The organism is Nocardia sp. NPDC088792, assembly GCF_044750615.1.
In the GTDB taxonomy this organism is placed as follows: Bacteria; Actinomycetota; Actinomycetes; order Mycobacteriales; family Mycobacteriaceae; genus Nocardia.
Map to the genome: position 1 here is coordinate 752,211 of NZ_JBIVKC010000004.1, position 17,526 is coordinate 769,736.

General features: G+C 67.4%; 16 protein-coding genes. 5 read left to right on the plus strand and 11 right to left on the minus strand.

Annotated features, from left to right (window positions below):
* Positions 1-18 precede the first annotated feature (18 nt).
* From ACIP5Y_RS30240 to ACIP5Y_RS30255, 4 genes are all read right to left on the minus strand, one after another.
* Positions 19-1,098, minus strand: coding sequence for a 2-oxoacid:ferredoxin oxidoreductase subunit beta (locus tag ACIP5Y_RS30240; protein WP_400355172.1), 1,080 nt, complete (start codon positions 1,096-1,098; stop codon positions 19-21).
* Positions 1,098-3,050, minus strand: a complete 1,953-nt coding sequence (locus ACIP5Y_RS30245) for a 2-oxoacid:acceptor oxidoreductase subunit alpha (RefSeq protein ID WP_400355174.1) — start codon at positions 3,048-3,050, stop codon at positions 1,098-1,100. Before ACIP5Y_RS30245 ends, ACIP5Y_RS30240 begins: the two co-directional genes overlap by 1 nt.
* Positions 3,051-3,154: 104 nt before the next feature.
* Positions 3,155-4,171 (minus strand): Rv2578c family radical SAM protein, encoded by a 1,017-nt coding sequence (locus ACIP5Y_RS30250; RefSeq protein WP_400355176.1) that lies wholly within the window; start codon positions 4,169-4,171, stop codon positions 3,155-3,157.
* Between the two features lie 31 nt (positions 4,172-4,202).
* Complete coding sequence (locus tag ACIP5Y_RS30255) at positions 4,203-5,195, minus strand: NAD-dependent epimerase/dehydratase family protein (protein ID WP_400355178.1); 993 nt, start codon at positions 5,193-5,195, stop codon at positions 4,203-4,205.
* Positions 5,196-5,331: 136 nt separating this feature from the next.
* On the opposite strand from ACIP5Y_RS30255, the gene ACIP5Y_RS30260 reads away from it, so the two are divergent.
* Together ACIP5Y_RS30260 and ACIP5Y_RS30265 are read left to right on the plus strand one after the other, a co-directional pair.
* Complete coding sequence (locus ACIP5Y_RS30260; protein WP_400355180.1) at positions 5,332-5,661, plus strand: type VII secretion target; 330 nt, start codon at positions 5,332-5,334, stop codon at positions 5,659-5,661.
* Positions 5,658-7,235, plus strand: coding sequence for a hypothetical protein (locus ACIP5Y_RS30265; RefSeq protein ID WP_400355182.1), 1,578 nt, complete (start codon positions 5,658-5,660; stop codon positions 7,233-7,235). Before ACIP5Y_RS30260 ends, ACIP5Y_RS30265 begins: the two co-directional genes overlap by 4 nt.
* A 219-nt stretch (positions 7,236-7,454) precedes the next feature.
* Here ACIP5Y_RS30265 and ACIP5Y_RS30270 read toward each other — a convergent pair whose 3' ends face one another.
* The gene (locus tag ACIP5Y_RS30270; protein WP_400355184.1) at positions 7,455-8,204 is read right to left on the minus strand and encodes an SDR family oxidoreductase; all 750 of its coding nucleotides are present in this window, start codon (positions 8,202-8,204) and stop codon (positions 7,455-7,457) included.
* A gap of 138 nt (positions 8,205-8,342) precedes the next feature.
* Between ACIP5Y_RS30270 and ACIP5Y_RS30275 the strand changes: the two genes are divergently transcribed.
* A complete protein-coding gene (locus ACIP5Y_RS30275) occupies positions 8,343-9,215 on the plus strand; it encodes a TIGR03619 family F420-dependent LLM class oxidoreductase (RefSeq protein ID WP_400355185.1) in 873 nt (290 codons plus the stop codon).
* A gap of 24 nt (positions 9,216-9,239) precedes the next feature.
* Here ACIP5Y_RS30275 and ACIP5Y_RS30280 read toward each other — a convergent pair whose 3' ends face one another.
* From ACIP5Y_RS30280 to hisS, 3 genes are all read right to left on the minus strand, one after another.
* Positions 9,240-10,244 carry a malate dehydrogenase gene (locus ACIP5Y_RS30280; RefSeq protein ID WP_400355187.1) on the minus strand — a complete coding sequence of 335 codons (1,005 nt, stop codon included), beginning with the start codon at positions 10,242-10,244 and terminating at the stop codon, positions 9,240-9,242.
* Positions 10,245-10,405: 161 nt separating this feature from the next.
* Positions 10,406-11,053, minus strand: coding sequence for a hypothetical protein (locus ACIP5Y_RS30285; protein ID WP_400355188.1), 648 nt, complete (start codon positions 11,051-11,053; stop codon positions 10,406-10,408).
* A 183-nt stretch (positions 11,054-11,236) separates the two neighbouring features.
* Positions 11,237-12,517 carry a histidine--tRNA ligase gene (hisS, locus tag ACIP5Y_RS30290; protein WP_400355871.1) on the minus strand — a complete coding sequence of 427 codons (1,281 nt, stop codon included), beginning with the start codon at positions 12,515-12,517 and terminating at the stop codon, positions 11,237-11,239.
* Positions 12,518-12,658: 141 nt separating this feature from the next.
* Between hisS and ACIP5Y_RS30295 the strand changes: the two genes are divergently transcribed.
* Both ACIP5Y_RS30295 and ACIP5Y_RS30300 read left to right on the plus strand, forming a co-directional pair.
* On the plus strand, positions 12,659-13,537 hold the full coding sequence (locus tag ACIP5Y_RS30295; protein WP_400355190.1) for a peptidylprolyl isomerase: 879 nt from the start codon (positions 12,659-12,661) through the stop codon (positions 13,535-13,537).
* Between the two features lie 414 nt (positions 13,538-13,951).
* Complete coding sequence (locus ACIP5Y_RS30300) at positions 13,952-14,512, plus strand: hypothetical protein (RefSeq protein WP_400355192.1); 561 nt, start codon at positions 13,952-13,954, stop codon at positions 14,510-14,512.
* A gap of 116 nt (positions 14,513-14,628) precedes the next feature.
* Here the strand turns inward: ACIP5Y_RS30300 and ACIP5Y_RS30305 are convergent, their stop codons facing one another.
* Genes ACIP5Y_RS30305 through ACIP5Y_RS30315 form a run of 3 tightly spaced genes read right to left on the minus strand, consistent with a single transcriptional unit; the run spans position 14,629 to position 17,487 of the window.
* Positions 14,629-15,024: a DUF4913 domain-containing protein gene (locus ACIP5Y_RS30305; protein ID WP_397001374.1), complete on the minus strand. Its 396-nt coding sequence runs from the start codon at positions 15,022-15,024 to the stop codon at positions 14,629-14,631.
* Positions 15,021-16,901: a type IV secretory system conjugative DNA transfer family protein gene (locus ACIP5Y_RS30310; protein WP_400355194.1), complete on the minus strand. Its 1,881-nt coding sequence runs from the start codon at positions 16,899-16,901 to the stop codon at positions 15,021-15,023. Before ACIP5Y_RS30310 ends, ACIP5Y_RS30305 begins: the two co-directional genes overlap by 4 nt.
* A 37-nt stretch (positions 16,902-16,938) precedes the next feature.
* Positions 16,939-17,487 carry a hypothetical protein gene (locus ACIP5Y_RS30315; protein ID WP_400355196.1) on the minus strand — a complete coding sequence of 183 codons (549 nt, stop codon included), beginning with the start codon at positions 17,485-17,487 and terminating at the stop codon, positions 16,939-16,941.
* Positions 17,488-17,526: the final 39 nt, after the last annotated feature.

Genomic DNA, 17,526 nt, shown 5'->3' on the forward strand with positions numbered 1-17,526 from the left:
CGGGCCGGTTCCGGAGGGTCAGCTGACCGTCCAGGTTTCGCGACCGGTGAGCAGGGACTGCAGCGAGTTCTCGTGCACCGGTTTACGTTCGGCGGCGGCGGTGAGCTGCGCGCGGACCCCGTCGTCGTAGGTGGGCCGGTTCACACTGCGGAAGATGCCGGTGACCACGTGCGACAGGTCCTGATCGGACAGCCGCGAGAGGGCGTAGGCGTATTCGGGATTGTCGCTGTAGGCGTCGTGCACCACGATGTCGGATTCGGCGGCGGCATCGGAGCGCGCCACCCGCAGGCCGAAACCGTCACGCACGACCGCGAATTCATTATCGGCCCCGAAGCGGATCGGCTGCCCGTGCCGGAGCCGGATGAGGTGGGATTCGGCGTTCTCCTTGCGGAGCATGTCGAAGGAGCCGTCGTTGAAGATCGGGCAGTCCTGCAGGATCTCCACGAAGGAGGTGCCGCGGTGTTCGGCGGCGGCGCGCAGTACCTCGTTGAGTCCGGCGCGATCGGAGTCCAGGGCCCGTCCGGCAAAGCTGGCTTCGGCCCCGAGGGCCACCGACAAGGTGTTGAACGGGTGGTCGACCGAGCCCATCGGAGTCGACTTGGTGACCTTGCCGGTTTCGGAGGTCGGCGAGTACTGCCCCTTGGTCAGACCGTAGATCCGGTTGTTGAACAACAGGATCGTCATGTTCACATTGCGCCGCAGCGCGTGGATGAGGTGATTGCCGCCGATGGACAGCGCGTCGCCGTCGCCGGTGACGACCCAGACCGACAGGTCCGGCCGGGTGACCGCGAGCCCGGTGGCGATGGCGGGCGCGCGGCCGTGGATGGAGTGGATCCCGTACGCCTCCAGGTAGTACGGGAACCGGCTGGAACAACCGATGCCGGAGACGAACATGAGGTTCTCGCGCTTCAGCCCGAGGTCGGCGAGGAAGCCGCGCACGGTGGCGAGGATGACGTAGTCCCCGCAGCCGGGGCACCAGCGCACCTCCTGATCGGAGGTGAAGTCCTTGACCTTCTGTGGTCCCGCGGCGGTGGGCACGCCGGAGTATCCGGTGAGCCCGAGATCCGTTCCGATGAGCGGGTTTTCCATGATGGTCATCACTTGCCCCCTGTGGTGCGGTAGGTGGCCCGCGCCCGCGCGGCGAAGGCCTTGCTCTGCTCCATCTCCGCAATGGAGCCATCGAGTGCCGCGTCGATGACGCCGACGAGTTCCTGGGCCTGGAAAGCGGTTCCGGCGATCTTGGTCCACGGTTGCACGTCGACGAGGTAGCGGGCGCGCAGCAGCATGGCCAACTGTCCGCCGTTCATCTCCGGGCAGACCACGGTGCGGTACCTGCTCAGTACGTCACCGAGGTTGTGCGGGAAGGGATTCAGGTGCCGCAGGTGCGCCTGGGCCACGGGGACGCCGCGGCGCCGGGCCCGCCGGCATGCCTCACCGATCGGACCGTAGGAGCTGCCCCAGCCGATGAGCAGCAGTTCGGCGCGGCCGTCCGGATCGTCGACCTCGAGTTCGGGCACGGTGATGCCGTCGATCTTGGCCTGCCGCAGTCGCACCATGAGTTCGTGGTTGGCCGGTTCATAGGAGATATTGCCGCTGCCGTCGGCCTTTTCGAGGCCGCCGATGCGGTGGGCGCGGCCCACGGTGCCGGGTACGGCCAGCGGGCGGGCCAGGGTTTCCGGGTCGCGGGCGTAGGGCTGGAACGAATCCTCCTCGGACCCAGCGGGTTCGAAGGCCGGATGGATGGGCTCCAGCTCGGACACCTGCGGAATCGACCACGGTTCCGAACCATTGGCGATGGCGCCGTCGGAGAGCACCAGGACGGGCGTGCGGTAGGTGAGGGCGATGCGGGCCGCCTCCACCGCGGTGTCGAAGCAGTCGGCGGGTGACCGCGGCGCGACCACCGCCACCGGCGATTCGCCATTGCGCCCGTAGAGCGCCTGCAGCAGATCGGCCTGTTCGGTCTTGGTGGGCAGGCCGGTGGAGGGCCCGCCGCGCTGCACGTCGACGATGAGCAGCGGCAGTTCGGTCATGACGGCGAGGCCGATGGTCTCGCTCTTGAGCGCCAGACCGGGCCCGGAGGTGCTGGTGACGCCGAGCGCGCCGCCCAGGGCCGCGCCCAGGGCCGCGCCGATGCCGGCGATCTCGTCCTCGGCCTGGAAGGTGGTGACGCCGTAGTTCTTGTGCTTGCTGAGCTCGTGCAGGATGTCGGAGGCCGGGGTGATGGGATACGTCCCGAGGAACACCTGCAGCCCGGACAGCTGCCCGGCGGTGACGATGCCGTAGGCGAGCGCGGTATTGCCGGTGATCTGCCGGTAGGTGCCGGCCGGCAGCGTCGCGGGGGCTACCTCGTAGGTGGTGGCGAAGGCCTCGGTGGTTTCGCCGTAATTCCAACCTGCCCGGAATGCGAGGATATTCGCTTCGGCGACATCCGGTGTCGCCGCGAATTTCTCCCGTACGAACTGCTCGGTCCCGCCGAGTGGCCGCCCGTACATCCAGGACAGCAATCCCAGCGCGAACATATTCTTGGCGCGCTGGCCGTCCTTTTTGCCCACACCGGTCGGTTCGGTTGCCGCGAGCGTCAACGACGTCATGGGCACCCGGTGCACCACGAAATCGGACAGCGTGTCATCGGCGAGCGGGTCACCGGAGTAGCCGACCTTGGCCAGATTCCGCTTGGTGAATTCATCGGTATTGATGATCAGCGTCGCCCCGCGCGCCAGGTCCTCCAGATTCGCCTTCAGCGCAGCGGGATTCATGGCCACCAGCACATCGGGCTGGTCACCGGCGGTGAGGATGTCGTAGTCCGCGATCTGGATCTGGAACGACGAGACGCCCGGCAGCGTGCCCTGGGGGGCCCGGATCTCGGCGGGGAAGTTCGGTTGTGTAGCAAGGTCGTTGCCGAATGCGGCGGCCTCATGGGTGAATCGGTCGCCGGCCAGCTGCATGCCGTCACCGGAGTCCCCCGCGAAGCGGATTACGACCTTTTCCAATTTCTCTGCGGTACTGCTCTTTCCGGGCAGCTCCGCGGAATCGTCATGCTGCGAAACCATGCGCGTGCATCACTTCCTTGTCAGGTGTGAGGTACCAACGCCAAACTACTCCGCAATATTCGCGACACACCCGCAATATGCAATGGTTTCGATCATCGAAGGCGTCAGGCGAACAACGCCAGCTGTGGATCGGGCGTGTACGACTCGGCGGCGCGCACCTCGGGTTCGGCCGGCCGATCGCGGTTCAAACGATGTTTCTCGAGCAACGGCTCAATCCGGCCGCGTAGCCACGCAGAGTACTCCGGCGTGACCGAAGCTCCACGACCATACAGCTGCCGATAGCGTCGGAGCAGCGATGGGTGCGCTTCGGCGAGCCACTCGATGAACCAGCCGCGCGTGCTCCCGCGTAGGTGCATGGGGAAGGCGGTGACACCGGCCGCGCCCGCGGCGGCGATCTCCCCGAAGAGCTCGGCCAGGTGTGCCTTGCTGTCCGTCAGATACGGAATGACCGGGGCCACCATGACATTCACGGCGAACCCGGCATCGGCCAGCGCGCGCACCAGTTCCAGCCGCGCCCGCGGCGAGGGCGTCCCGGATTCGACGGCCTTGTGCAGCTCGGGATCCAGAATCGCGATGGAGACGGCGAGATGCACCGGCACCTGCCGGGCCGCCTGGCTGAGCAGTGGCAGATCCCGCCGCATCAGCGTGCCCTTGGTCAGAATCGAGAATCCGGTGCCGGATTCGGCCAGCGCGCCGATGATGCCCGGCATGAGCCGGTAGCGCCCCTCGGCGCGCTGATAGGGATCCGTATTCGTGCCCAGCGCAACGGGTTCGCGGTGCCAGGACCGCTTGTGCAGTTCCTTGCGCAGGATGGGCACCACATTCGTCTTGACCACGATCTGCGAGTCGAAGTCGGTGCCGGAGTCCAGATCCAGGTACTCGTGCGAGCCGCGCGCGAAACAGTAGCGGCAGGCGTGCGAGCAGCCGCGCATGGGGTTGACCGTCCAGCCGAATGGCAGACTACCCCCGTCGGGGACCTTGTTCAGCGCACTCTTGCACAACACCTCATGGAAGGTGATGCCCTCGAACTCGGGGGTCTGTACGCTGCGTACGAAGCCGGCACGTTCGAGCCCGGGCAGCGCGCCGTCATCGGCGTCCAGGGTCTGGCTTTGCCACCGCACCACCCAAGTCGAACATTTGTTCTAGCCGCTGTCAAGCAATCTTCTGCGTGTCGACCTTGATCGTGCGCCCGTTGTAGAAGTCCACAAGATCCGAGATGGTCTCCCGGGCCGGACGCGGGCGGTAACCGAGTTCCGTTGCGGCCTTGTCATGTTCGACGCGCGGCGCGGACAGCAGCGCGCCCATGGCAGCCTTGGAGACGCGGTCGCTGCCGAAGGCACGGGCGGCCGGTTCCAGCACCGGCATGCAGGCATTGATGACCTTGGCCGGAATCGCGAAGGCGGGCTTCATCTTCCCGTTCACCTCGGCGGCGGTCCGAGTGGCCTGGAACATATCGGTGAAATGCCCGCCGAGCAGGTAGTTCTCACCCGTGCGGCCGCGTTCGCCCGCGAGGATCAGGCCACCGGCGACGTCGCGCACATCGACCAGGTCGAAGCCGCCGCTGATCATGACCGGTACGCGGCCGCGCGCGGCGTCCCACAGGGTCTTGTTGATCCGGGAATCGGAGTGGTCGATGGGGCCGTACACGCCGGTCGGGTTGCAGATGACCGCGTCCAGGCCCGCGTCGACGACCTTGCGCAATTCGGTCTCGCCCTGAAACTTCGACCGGTCGTACACCGGGAGATCGGGATTGATGGAGCGCGGCGAGCGCTCGTTGATGACACCGCCGCAACAGTATTGATCGAACGCGTGAATCGAGCTGGTGTGCACCATGCGCCGCACCCCGACCTCGCGCGCGGCCTCGGCCACCACCCGCACGCCCTCGGTGTTCACCCGCCAGGCCAGATCATGCTTGTGCGCCAAGGTGATCAGCGCGACCAGGTGGTAGACGACCTCGGCGCCGTCGAGGGTCTTGCGCATGGAGGCGGGATCGAGGACGTCGCCGCTGACCCAGGTGACGCCGGGCTGATCGGCACCGGTGGGACGCACGCGGTCGATGGCCGTCACCTCGTGCCCGCGTTCGATGAGCTGCTGAAGCAAGTTGGTGCCAAGGAACCCGGCAGCGCCGGTGACTGCGACCTTCATGGCATCGAGAATATAGAACTTGTTCTAATTTGCAACAAGTTCCAGTTTGGTGAGTGGGACGCACGCCACGCCGAGCGAGACGGCGAGTGGGATATATTCGCTTTTCGCATGTCTATGACGATAGGGGGGCTCTGAAATGGCCGATCTCTCGGTCGACACCGCGGCGGTCCGAACCTTCGCCACGACGCAGGATGGCGTGGCCACCGACATCGCCGCGACCGGCAATCTCGACACCGTATCCCACGTCGCCGCCATGACGCCGGTATTCGGCCTCGTCGGCGCCGACTTCCTGGCCAGCTTCGCCGTCGCCGAACTGCTACACGACCGCGACATCAATGCCCTGTCCGCCCGCTTCGCCGAGCTGGGTCAGGCCGCCTTCGGATCCGCCGGCACCTACGAGGCCACCGACGCGGGCTTCGCGGGCGGATTGGACGGGATCGCCGGACAGGTCGGAGCCGAGGCGTGAACCCCCTCGATCCCGACGCCGGCGTCATCGCGCCCGCATATCCGGTCGCGCCGGCCGCTGCCGCGAGCACTGTGCACTATGCGCTCGCACCAGGCGCGCTGCCCGATCTGCCGGTCGGTCAGTTGCCCGCCGATGTGCCGGCCTTCGAGCCGCCCGCATTCGCCTTGTCGCGCAAGGAATTCGAGCAGGGCACCCCACCACTGACCGGCGGCGTACCGCAGGGCCCCGGCAGCCCGCAGGGCGCTGCCGACGCCGTCCTCGGTGGCACGATCTCCCCCGCGGTCGATGCCGCGCACGGCGTGCTGGCGGGTGCGCAGCAGACCTTGGGTGACGCGCAGGACGCGCTTTCCGGCGCGCAGGCCGCGCTCGACAGTGCGCCGGCCGCCTTCGTCGCCGCGCAGACCGCGCTCGCCCGGGCGGCCGCCAACCCGGCGGCCCTGCTGCCGCCGCTGTCCGCCGATCCGGTGGGCGACCTCATGAAAGGTCTCGCACTGCCCGCGGTGCCGGGCCTCGACGCCCTGTTCAAGCCGTTCCTGGACCTGATCAACAGTTTCGGCACCGGCGTCATGGGCGCACTCAACCCCGCTACCCTGCTGAGCCAGGCCTCCCAGTTCATCGAGGGTGCCGTGCAGGTCGGCGGCGGTGCGCTGAAGACCGTCGAGGGGCTGTGGCAGGGCAAGGCGTCGCAGTGCGCCCAGGATTCCGGCGTCCAGGCGCAGAATCACGGCAAGGAGACCAGCCAGCGCGGTTTCGACCTCTCGTCGCTGACCGAACAGGCGGCCGGAGTCGTACAGCGCGGCAATATCCAGCTCACCGCGATCGCGCAATCCTTCGCGGCCCAGGCGACCGCGCTGGCTCCGGTGGCCCTCACTCCCCCGGGCCAGACCGCACTGATCACCTCCGCGACCGAGCACCTGGCTTCCGCCGTCTCGGTCGTGAACGTGACTCGCGGCGAATTGTCCGGCTACACAGCCCAAGTCAACGGCCTGGTGGCCCAACTGCTCGGCCAGGGCAATGGTCCCAACCCCGCCGACGTGGCCCAGTCCCTGGCCCAGAATGTCGGCCAGCCCATCCTCGACCAGGCCAAGGGCCTGCTGGACAGCGGCCTCCAGGCCGCGAACCAGTCCGGCCCCGGTAACCCCGCGGGTCCGGCCCCGGGCGGTGCGCCCGACACGATGGCCGCGGGCCTCGGCGACGGCGGAGCCGGTGGTGGCGGTGGCGGTCTCGGCGGCGGCGGTCTCGGCGGCGGCCTGGGTGGCGTACCGTCGACTCCGGGCAGACCGGGCCAATCGGTCCCCGGCGGCAAGGCTCCCGGCTCCGCGAACCCCTTCGGCTCGGGCATCGCGGGCATGCCCGGCGCGGGCGGCCCGGGTTCCCAAGGCTTCATGGGTTCTCCGGGAGCAGGCGCCGGTGCGGGCGGCCGCGGCTCGGATTCGCAGCACTCGCGCACCGTGCAGCCCTACCAAAACCAGTCCGGCGAAAGCGAACTCACCGGCAATCTCGGCGCTTCCGCCCCCGGCGTCATCGGCGGTCTCCCCGATGACCCCGACGGTATCGAGTCCGACCAGACCTGATCCAGCCCGTAGATCGGACTGCGCCGCAGCGGCATTCGTGCCGCTGCGGCGTTGTCGTCTGTGCCGTCCGCGGGCCGCATCGCGGCCCGGACGTAGTGATGCCGCGGTGATCGGGACGGGTACCCCGATCACCGCGGCATCGAGTGGGGTCGAGCACGAGTTGTACACCTCGCGGGCCCGACCACCGTTTCCGGCGCGGATGCGCTGTGCCGCAGTGGGTTACACCGTGGTCGGGCGCGTCTGCGCGTCCATGCCTCCGTCGATGACGAATTGGGCGCCGTGGATGAACCCGGCCTGGGGGCCGAGGAGATACGCGATGAGAGAAGCGATCTCGTCCGGGCGGCCGTTGCGTCCGATGGGCGCCACGAAGTTGCGGATGGCTTCACCATAGCGGGGATCGTCCATTCCCGCTTGCAGCAGCGGGGTGTCGACGCTGCCGGGGGCCACCGTGTTCAGTCGCACGCCGGCCTTGCCCCATTCGACCGCGCGTTCCCGGCAGGCCACGGTCACGGCGTTCTTGGAGGCGGCGTACGCGAAGGCGCCCGCGGCGTCGCCGGCGCGCGGGAAGGACTCGGCCTCGGCGCCCTTCGCGATCGGGTTGTCCTCCCATTTGACCTGCGTGGAGGCCACGGAAGAAACCACCACGGCCGCAGGCGATTCGCCCTTCTGCAGGGCGGGGTAGAGCGCGTCCAGCAGGGCGACGGTGGACCGGTAGTTGACCTCGAGGATGGTGTTGAAGTCGGGTACCTGCGGTCCCACACCGGCGCACAGCACGAGTCCGTCGAGCGCGCCGCCGGAGCGTTCCAGCAGTTCGGTGACGGCGGCCGCGCGGGCCTCGGAGTCGGTGAGATCGACGGTGATGTCGGCATTGCGCAGGTCGATGCCGATGATGTCGTGCCCGGCGGCGGCCAGGGCGGCGGCGGTGGCCGCGCCGATGCCGGACCCGGAGCCGGTGATGGCGATCGTCATGCCGTCGATTAGAACAAGATCCAGAACCGCTGAGCAAGCCAAACCGTGGCGGGTCTCGGTTGCCGGGATTAGCATCAGGGCCAGAACTAGAATCTGTTCTAGTTTTCGCCCTTGCTCACCGTCGAGAGGACCCACCCGATGCGCTTCACCTACGCGGAGGCGATGACCGATCCGGACTACTACATCCCCCTCGCCCAGGCCGCCGAGGCCGCCGGGTTCCACAGCATCACCATCGCCGACAGCATCGCCTACCCGGCCGAATCCGACTCCAAGTACCCGTACACGCCGGACGGCAATCGCGACTTCCTGGACGGCAAGCCGTTCATCGAGACCTTCGTGCTGTCGGCGGCCATCGCGGCGGCCACCACCACGCTGCGGCTGACGCCCTTTGTTCTCAAACTGCCCATCCGGCCGCCGGTGCTGGTGGCCAAGCAGGCGAGCTCACTGGCCCGCTTGAGCAACAACCGTTTCGCGCTCGGCGTGGGCATCAGCCCGTGGCCGGAGGATTTCCAGATGATGGGCGTCCCGTTCGAGAAGCGCGGCAAGCGCATCGACGAGTGCATCGAGATCGTGCGCGGCCTGTCCACCGGCGAGTACTTCGAGTACCACGGCGAGTTCTACGACATCCCCAGGATCAAGCTCACCCCCGCGCCCACCGAACCGCTGCCGATCCTGCTCGGCGGCCACAGCGATGCCGCGCTGCGCCGCGCGGTCCGGCTGTGCGACGGCTGGATGCACGCCGGCGGCAAGGGCGACGACCTGGACAAGTACCTGGCCCGGATCGACGAATTGCGCAAGGAGCGCGACAATCCCGGCGAATTCGAGATCCACGCCGTCTCCCGTGACGGCTACACCCCGGACGGGGTGAAGCGGCTCGAGGAGAAGGGCATCACCGACCTGATCGTGGGCTTCCGCAACTCCTACGCCAAGGAGCACGATACGGAAACCCTCGAAGAGAAGATCGTCAAGCTGAACTGGTACGGCGAGAACGTGATCGCCAAGCTCAGCTGATCGGACCTGCTGCGCGGAGGCAGGCTACCCCTGCTTGGCGAAGCCGAGCGCGATCACCGCATCGCGTTCGGCTTCGAGCTCGGCGACGCTGAGATCGATTCGGCCCCGCGAGAATTCGTCGATCTCCAGTCCCTGCACGATGTGGTACGCACCGTCCGCGCAGGTGACCGGGAACGAGCTGATGAGCCCCTCCGGCACGCCGTAGGACCCGTCCGAGGGCACCGCCATCGAGGTCCACTCCCCCGGCGCGGTACCCAGCGCCCAGTCGTGGATGTGGTCGATGGCCGCACTCGCCGCACTCGCCGCCGAGGACGCGCCGCGCGCCTTGATGATGGCGGTGCCGCGCTGCTGGACGGTCGGAATGAAATCGTCTGTCACCCAGTCCTGATCGCCGATCACGTCGAGGGCGCGGCGGCCGTCCACGGTGGCGTAGCTCAGGTCCGGGTACTGCGTGGCGGAGTGGTTGCCCCACACGGCGATCCGGTGGATATCGGCGGCGGCCGCCCCGGTCTTCTTCGCCACCTGGGCAATCGCGCGATTGTGGTCGAGCCGGGTGAGCGCGGTGAAGCGCGCGGCGGGCACGTCGGGCGCATTGCTCATGGCGATGTAGGCATTGGTATTGGCCGGATTGCCGACCACCAGCACCTTGACGTCGTCGGCCGCATTGGCATTGATGGCCGCGCCCTGGTCGGTGAAGATGGGCCCGTTGGCGGCGAGCAGATCGGCGCGTTCCATACCCGCGGTGCGCGGTCGCGCGCCGACCAGAATCGCGATGTTCGCGCCGTCGAAGCCGACCCACGGGTCGTCGGCGATATCGATGCCGGCCAGCAGCGGGAAGGCGCCGTCCTCGAGTTCCATGGCCACGCCCTCGAGGGAGGCGACGGCGGCGGGAATCTCCAACAGCCGCAATCGGACCGGAGTGTCGCTCCCGAGCAGTGCACCGGAGGCGATGCGGAACAGCAGCCCGTAGGCGATCTGTCCGGCGGCGCCGGTCACGGTGACGGTCACGGGTCGGGCGGCACTGCTCACGACTGACTCCTCAGGTGGTCGTTCCCTCGATTTCCACCCTATCGAGCTGTCACCGCCCCTTCCCAGCCGTCGTGAGCAACGAGACAGCCGCCCATCCGCGGACGGCTCGGCACCGTAGCGGGGCTCACATCTTGATAAGCGGTCGCTATGGGAAGGCGGCGTCAGCGAGCCAGTTCGGCGATATCGCTGTCGCTGAGCACGATCGCGGACACCACATCGCGCACCCGCACCAACTGCACGGCCCGATACAGCGGCCGCTCTTCGGCATTGGCATCGCGGGCCTCGGCGCGCAACTGCTGCACGAGCATTCCGGAGATGGCGAGCGCCGCCGCGAGCGGACACGAGGCCAGCCCGTCGGCGAGCTTGCGCAATCCGAGAATGTGCAGTTCGCGCCCGCTCCCGGAGTCCGTGTACATGGCCAGCGGCACCACCCGGGTTTCCGGCCCTGCGGTGACCCGCAGCACGATCCGGCTGAGCTTCCCCGGATGCACCACGATCTCCATCCCGGTGGCCTCCGCCAGATTCAGCCGCCGCTCCCCTCGCCACGTGCGAGTCCGAAGTTCGGTGCCCGCCAGCCGAATCCGCCGCCGCTGCACCGCCATCGCATACAGCGCGGTAGGCGCCCCCAGCACGATCGCCGCCGCGAGCGCAACGGTCCAATGCACCACCAGCGCCAGCAGCAGCCCGACGCCCACGCCCACCCCGAGCGCGGCCAGCGTCAGCCGCCGCAGCGCGGGCGCCAGCATTTCGGGTGCGATGAGGTCGAGCCCCACCTCGGCGGCGGGCCCGGGCTTCGAAGGTTCAGTCACGGCTTTCTTCCACGTCCAGCTCCAGGCGCGCCACCCGCCACCGATAACCCGTTCCACACACGGCCCGGGACGCTACCAGCCCGGCCCCGCGCACGACCGCACTTCGCCGCCGACCCATGGGTATTCGCGATTCACCCGCACCGGCTCGGGCGGCGGGCAGCCGTCCGAGCCGGTGCCGTGGCGTCAATCCTGTTCGCTCGCAAGGGCGGCCGCGACCTGGGCGACCGTCTCGTCGAGGGGGATCTGCCGCTGGTCGCCGGTGCGGAGGTCCTTGAGGGCGATTTCGTTGTCGGCTACCTCGCGGTCGCCGAGGACGAGGGCGAAGCGGGCGCCGGACTTGTCGGCCGCCTTCATGGCGCCCTTGACGCCGCGCCCGCCGTAGGCGAGATCCGTGCGGATGCCCGCGGCCCGCAACTGACCGGCCAGGGCGACGAGGCGCTGCTTGGCGAGGTCGCCGAGGGGGACGCCGTAGACGTCGACGCGGGAGCCGTCGGTGGCGGTCTTGCCTTCGGCTTCGAGGGCGAGGACGGTGCGGTCGACGCCGATGCCGAAGCCGATGCCGGACAGGGCTTGTCCGCCGAGTTCGGCCATCAGGCCGTCGTAGCGGCCGCCGCCGCCGATGCCGGACTGGGCGCCGAGACCGTCGTGCACGAATTCGAAGGTGGTCTTGGTGTAGTAGTCCAGGCCGCGGACCATGCGCGGGTTCACCACGTAGGGCACGCCGAGGGCGTCGAGGTGGCCGAGGACCTGGTCGAAGTGCGCCTTGGCCGACTCGGACAGGTGGTCGATCATGAGCGGCGCGCCGGCGGTCAGTTCCTTGACCTCGGGGCGCTTGTCGTCGAGTACGCGCAGCGGGTTGATCTCCGCGCGGCGGCGGGTCTCCTCGTCGAGGGGCAGCGCGAAGAGGAACTCCTGCAACAGTTCCCGGTACTGCGGCCGGCAGGTCTCGTCGCCGAGCGAGGTGATCTCGAGCCGGAAGCCGTCCAGCCCGAGTCCGCGGAATCCGGCGTCGGCGACGGCGATGACCTCGGCGTCGAGGGCCGGGTCGTCGATGCCGATGGCCTCGATGCCGACCTGCTGCAGCTGCCGGTAGCGGCCCTTCTGCGGTCGTTCGTAGCGGAAGAAGGGTCCGGCGTAGCAGAGCTTGACGGGCAGGGCGCCCCGGTCGAGGCCGTGTTCGATGACGGCGCGCATGACGCCGGCGGTGCCTTCGGGCCGCAGCGTGAAGCTCTCGCCGTTGCGGTCGGCGAAGGTCCACATCTCCTTGGAGACGACGTCGGTGGATTCGCCGACACCGCGCGCGAACAGGGCGGTCTCCTCGAAAACCGGCAGCTCGACATGCCCGTATCCGGCCAGTCGCGCGGTGTTCACCAGGCCGTCCCGGACGGCGATGAACTCCGCGGACTCGGGCGGCAGGTAGTCGGGGACTCCCCTCGGGGCGCTGAAGCTGCTGGTCTTGGTCACGATGGTCAAGTTTCCACCACCGCCCGCCGTCAAGTCCAACCGGTTACCGAGTGGGTCCGTACGGGCGGTTATAGAGGAACGTCTCAGGAAGTGATGGCACACTCTTACCGCGATGGCAACCGATACGGAGGGAACTGGCTAGTGCCGACCAATGAGCAGCGACGCGCTACGGCGCAACGGAAGCTGGAGCGCCAACTTGCCAATCGGGCAAAGGCGACGCGTAGGCGCAAGCAGCTGACCATCGGGGCGTCGGCCCTGGGTGTGGTGGTCGCGGTTGCGGCGGGTGTCGGCATCTACTTCCTGACCAAGAGCGATGACAACAGCAGTACCGCTGCCGCGTCGACCACTTCCCCGGACGCCTCGTTATCCTCCGCGCCCCCGCCGGCCGCCAAGCCGAAGCCGGCCTCGGTGAGCTGCGAGTACCGCGATGCGAAGGCCCCGGCCGCGAAGCCGGTGAGCAAGCCGGGCACGGACAATATCTCCACCGCCGGCCAGGTGAAGGGCACCATCGATACCAGCCAGGGCGCGATTCCGATCACCTTGAATCCGGGTGAATCCCCTTGCACGGTCAACTCTTTCGAGAGCCTGGCCAAGCAGAAGTTCTTCGACAACACCAGCTGCCACCGCATGACCACCAGCGAGGGCCTGAAGGTGCTGCAGTGCGGTGACCCGACGGGCTCCGGAATGGGCGGTCCGGGTTACCAGTTCGACAATGAGTACCCGACCGATCAGTACGCGCCGACCGATCAGGCCGCTCAGTACCCGGTCGCCTACAAGCGCGGCGTGCTGGCGATGGCCAATGCCGGCCCGGATCAGACCGACGGCAAGGGCACCAACGGCAGCCAGTTCTTCCTGGTCTACGGCGACTCCCAGTTGCCGCCGCAGTACACGATCTTCGGCACCATCGACGAGGCCGGTCTGGCCACCCTCGACAAGATCGCGAAGGCGGGTGTGCAGGGCGGCGGCCAGGACGGTAAGCCGGCCCTGGACGTGAACATCTCGGCTGTCCAAATCAACTGACCAGCACGATCTTTCGGTCCCGGCGCCTCCAATGGCGCCGGGACCGGTCCTTTTCCGGCGTTTTCGCGTTCTAAACCTCCGAAGCCCCCTGAAGTCCTCCGATGTAAGGCATTCCTAACCAAAGAAAATCCTGAGTTTTTCGTCCCGTGCCGGAAATGTGCGATATATGCTGTATCGCGACGCGCGCGTCAGGCGGTCTCCGAGTTTTCGCTGGTAACCTCGTAGAACGGAGTACCAAAGGCGTAGTAAAGGCCCCGTGGGCAACCCCCCAACCGGTCGGTACTACGCCCGAGTTCTCCCGGTGTCACGTTTGCAGGCGGGATATGGCCAAGCGAACCACCGTTCGTGTGGCGATATTCGTGACGAAGCACCACAATCATCCATAGTGATCACTGCAGCATCGGGGAGCAGGCAATGGCCGAGGAACTCGACGACATCGGCCGCGAGACAGCGGCGATGATGAGGCAAATGTTGCAGCTCGCGACGCTTGTCGCGCTGCGCACCCGGGAACGTGGCCAGAAGGAAGCGGAAGCACGCGTCAAGGTCACCGAGGCCCAGCAGAAGCAGGCTCGCGAACGTCAGCTTCGCGACGCCGCGGACGCAAAAGCCAAGGACCCGCGCAATCTCGAACTCGCGCGCATGATCGAGAAGCCCCCGCTCGACAAGGGTGTTTCCCTCGAGAAGGACCGATTCGCGGCGCAAGCCGAAGCCACCCGTATGGCCGCCACACAGTCCGCGATGAACAAGGCTCTCGTGCGCCATGATTCGGTGGAACGCCGAACCGCTCTCGCCCAGCACCTTTCCCGCATGGGCATCGCTCCGGAACTGGCGGCGGTGCGAATGCTGCTGGAAGTCGGGCAGGCTCAGTCGGCAGCCGAAGCAACGCGCGCCCGCGAGCAGGAGGTCGTCGCCGAACGGCGGCGTGCTCGTGAGATGGAAGCCCGTGCGCGCGAACGGGTTCGCACACTCAGCTGAATCCCGCGCTCAGTTGCATCCAACTACGCGCTAATTTCCCATTACGCACAGCGTCTCCCGGATTGTGGCGGATCGCAACCGATTTACGGTCCGCCACAGCCCGGGAGCCTCGCGTTTCAGCTCCGGAATTCTCCGGCCGGATCCCCGTAGGGATCACTGAACAGTCCGTGCTGCGGTGACTTCAGCGGTAACGGCGTCAGCATGTCCTTGTGCCCGTTGCGGACACTGCAGTACTTGAACGGACCCTTGGGGTCGAACAGCTTCGCCATGTGCGGGTCCGCGTGATCCAGGAACCATACGCTCAGACCGGTTTTGCCGTCGTGGCGGTAGTGTTCCCACGCCCGCCACATGGCATCCAGCCGGGCCACGGCCTCCGCGTGCTTCCACCATTCCGGGCACCACACGGTGTCGCTGATATCGGTCACCTGACGCCGGTACACCAGGCTCAGGTAGTTCTCCACGAACTCCACCACGCTGGTGTAGACCATCGGTTGTTGCTGCTGCTCACTCACAGCGGCCGGACCTCCTCGATTGTTCCAGCGTCGTTATATGTGCCGGACGGCTTGTCGAACGTGATGCGCTCGTTGACGAGATCACTCATCTCGGTCCGCTTGTACGGCGCCGGATCGTGCGCGTTGATCGACCTCTCCACTGCCGCAGCGTATTCGCCCTCCCACCACGGTACGGTGCGGATCAGCACCGGCGGGGTGGCGGAGGAGAACACGATCGCGCGGCCACGAGGCAGCGAGGCGAGCGCGTTCACGCTGAACGTCTTCGAGGAACCGAGCGAACGCGAATAGCTCTTGCCGCCCTTGGATTCCGATACCGACTGCGAGATCGAGTCGTATTCGCCGATGGCTTCGGAGCGGTCCTGCAGGAACTTCATATCGTCCACGCCGCTGCCCAGCACCTTGATATTCGCTGCCGCCCACAGGGCTTCCATACCGTCCACGCCCCAGCAGCGGGCGCCTTGGGTCCAGGATTGCAGCACGGTCATGACGACGATGCCGCGAGATCCGAAGTGGCTGTAATGCTTCGGCAGATCCTTCCAGCGCACCACGTTCGCCGCCTCGTCGAGCACGGCGAGCAACGGAATGGGCAGCCGGCCCTTGGGCGACTGCGACGCCTTGCGGATCGAGACATCGATGACCGCTTCGATGAAGGCGCTCACCAGCGGGCCCGCCGAGCCGCGGCCTTCCAGCGACAGCAGGTACAGGGTGCCGTTGCGCTCGATGAAGTCCAGCTCGTCGAACTGCACGCGGCCGCTCTCACCGGTGCGCGGCGGGGTGACCCAGGGATGCACGGTGGTGAGCTTGAGGCAGCGGATCATCTTCTTGGCGGTGCCGAAAATGCCACTGACCGTACGCGGATCGACGTTGTACTGCTGCGCGAGCCCGGAGGCGACGAAGTGGTAGCCGCCGCGCAGTTCGCTCGGGACATCCTCGGCGCGGCGCAGGATTTCGACCGGTTCGGTGTCGAGCGGGTTGGTGACCCAGTCCCAGACCTGGGTGATCGGGAAGTTGCCGACCGCGGCGGCCAGGAACAGGGCGGCCAGCAGATCCTCGGCCTCCTGTTCGAAGTACGAGTCGGTGGAACCGCCGCTCGCATTGCCGTCCATACCGTCGGCGAAATGCCCGGCCAGGCTGGCGGCGCGCGCGTCGTAGCCTTCGCGGCGCGGGTTCACCCAATCCAGCGGATCCCAATACCAGGTCGGCGCCTCACCGGCGACGCCCTGCGGATCGAAGACGAAGGTGCGACTGCCTTTCTGCTCACGGACATCGCGGGTGGCATCGACGACGTCGCGCTTGTTCGAGGTGGCCAGCACCGGGCCGATGGCGGACAGGATCGCCGGAATCACGCGTGAAGTGGTCTTGCCCTGGCGGGGTCCCCAAATGTCGACCTGCAGATCCTCATAGGAGCCGTAGAGCATATTGCCGTCCGCCACCGAGACGCCGATGGGCACGCCGGGCATATCCTCGCGGCCCAGCTGCATGCCGATCTGGGTGGCCTTCTCGCGGGCGCCATCCTCGGTGAGGCGCTTGATGGCGCCGCCGCTGCCCATGTAGTCGGCCTTGTCGTCCACGGCTAGTCGGCCCTTGCCCGCGCGCTTCTTCAGCTCGCGGCGGACCACCACCCACGCGACGCCCGCGAGCACGATGACGATCACGATGAAGGTGGACGCGGCCGGCCAGTGCAGGTTCCCCTTCGCCATATTGATGCTGATGGCGATCGGGTTGATCGGCAGCGTCTGTCGCGGGGAGGACAGCAGATTACCCAGTTGGACTGAGACCCACAGTGTTCCGAAGAACGCGAAAGCCACGTAGATGAGGTGCAGGGTGGTGTCCGGACCCGGATCGGCCGGGTCCTTCACCGGGGGTTTCTTCGCCATCTCTAGCCTCCTGGGATGACCTGTGTGTCGTTGCCGCTCAACGGAATTCGTCCAGCAGCCAGCTGCCGTTGACGTGCACGACAGTGGCTACGACCGTGGTCGGCGGCAGCGTTGCACGTTTGCCGTCCGGGTATACGACCGTCTGCTCGATACCGATCTTGTACTGTTGCCGATTCGCGTCCGAGCCGGGCGCCTTCTCGCCGGATGCGAACGCGAATGCCTCCACGTGCGCGTTCGCCTTACCCCAATCGGCCCATTGCACTGTCGGTCTCGGTGTCTCCGTGACGCTGGGTGGTGTATCCAGTGTACGGATGAGGGTGGGACCCAGCCATTTCCGGGCGCGCGCCAGCGAGGCGCCCTGATTCTCGGTGGCCGGGTACCAGGTGTAGATCGCGCCCAGCGCCGCGACCGCGACACCGTCGGGGGTGCTGGGATCCGGGGCCGGGGCATTCTCCAGCAAGCGCGTGGTGGAGGTGGGCGGCTGACCGGCATCCGGATTCGAGCCGCCGCCACTGCTACCGCCGCATGCGGTGGCCAGCATCGCGACGCTCACCACCAGCATCACCACCTGGATCGCAGGTTTCACCGCCGGAGCCGTACCGTGCGGTCCGCGCCGGCGGCGCAG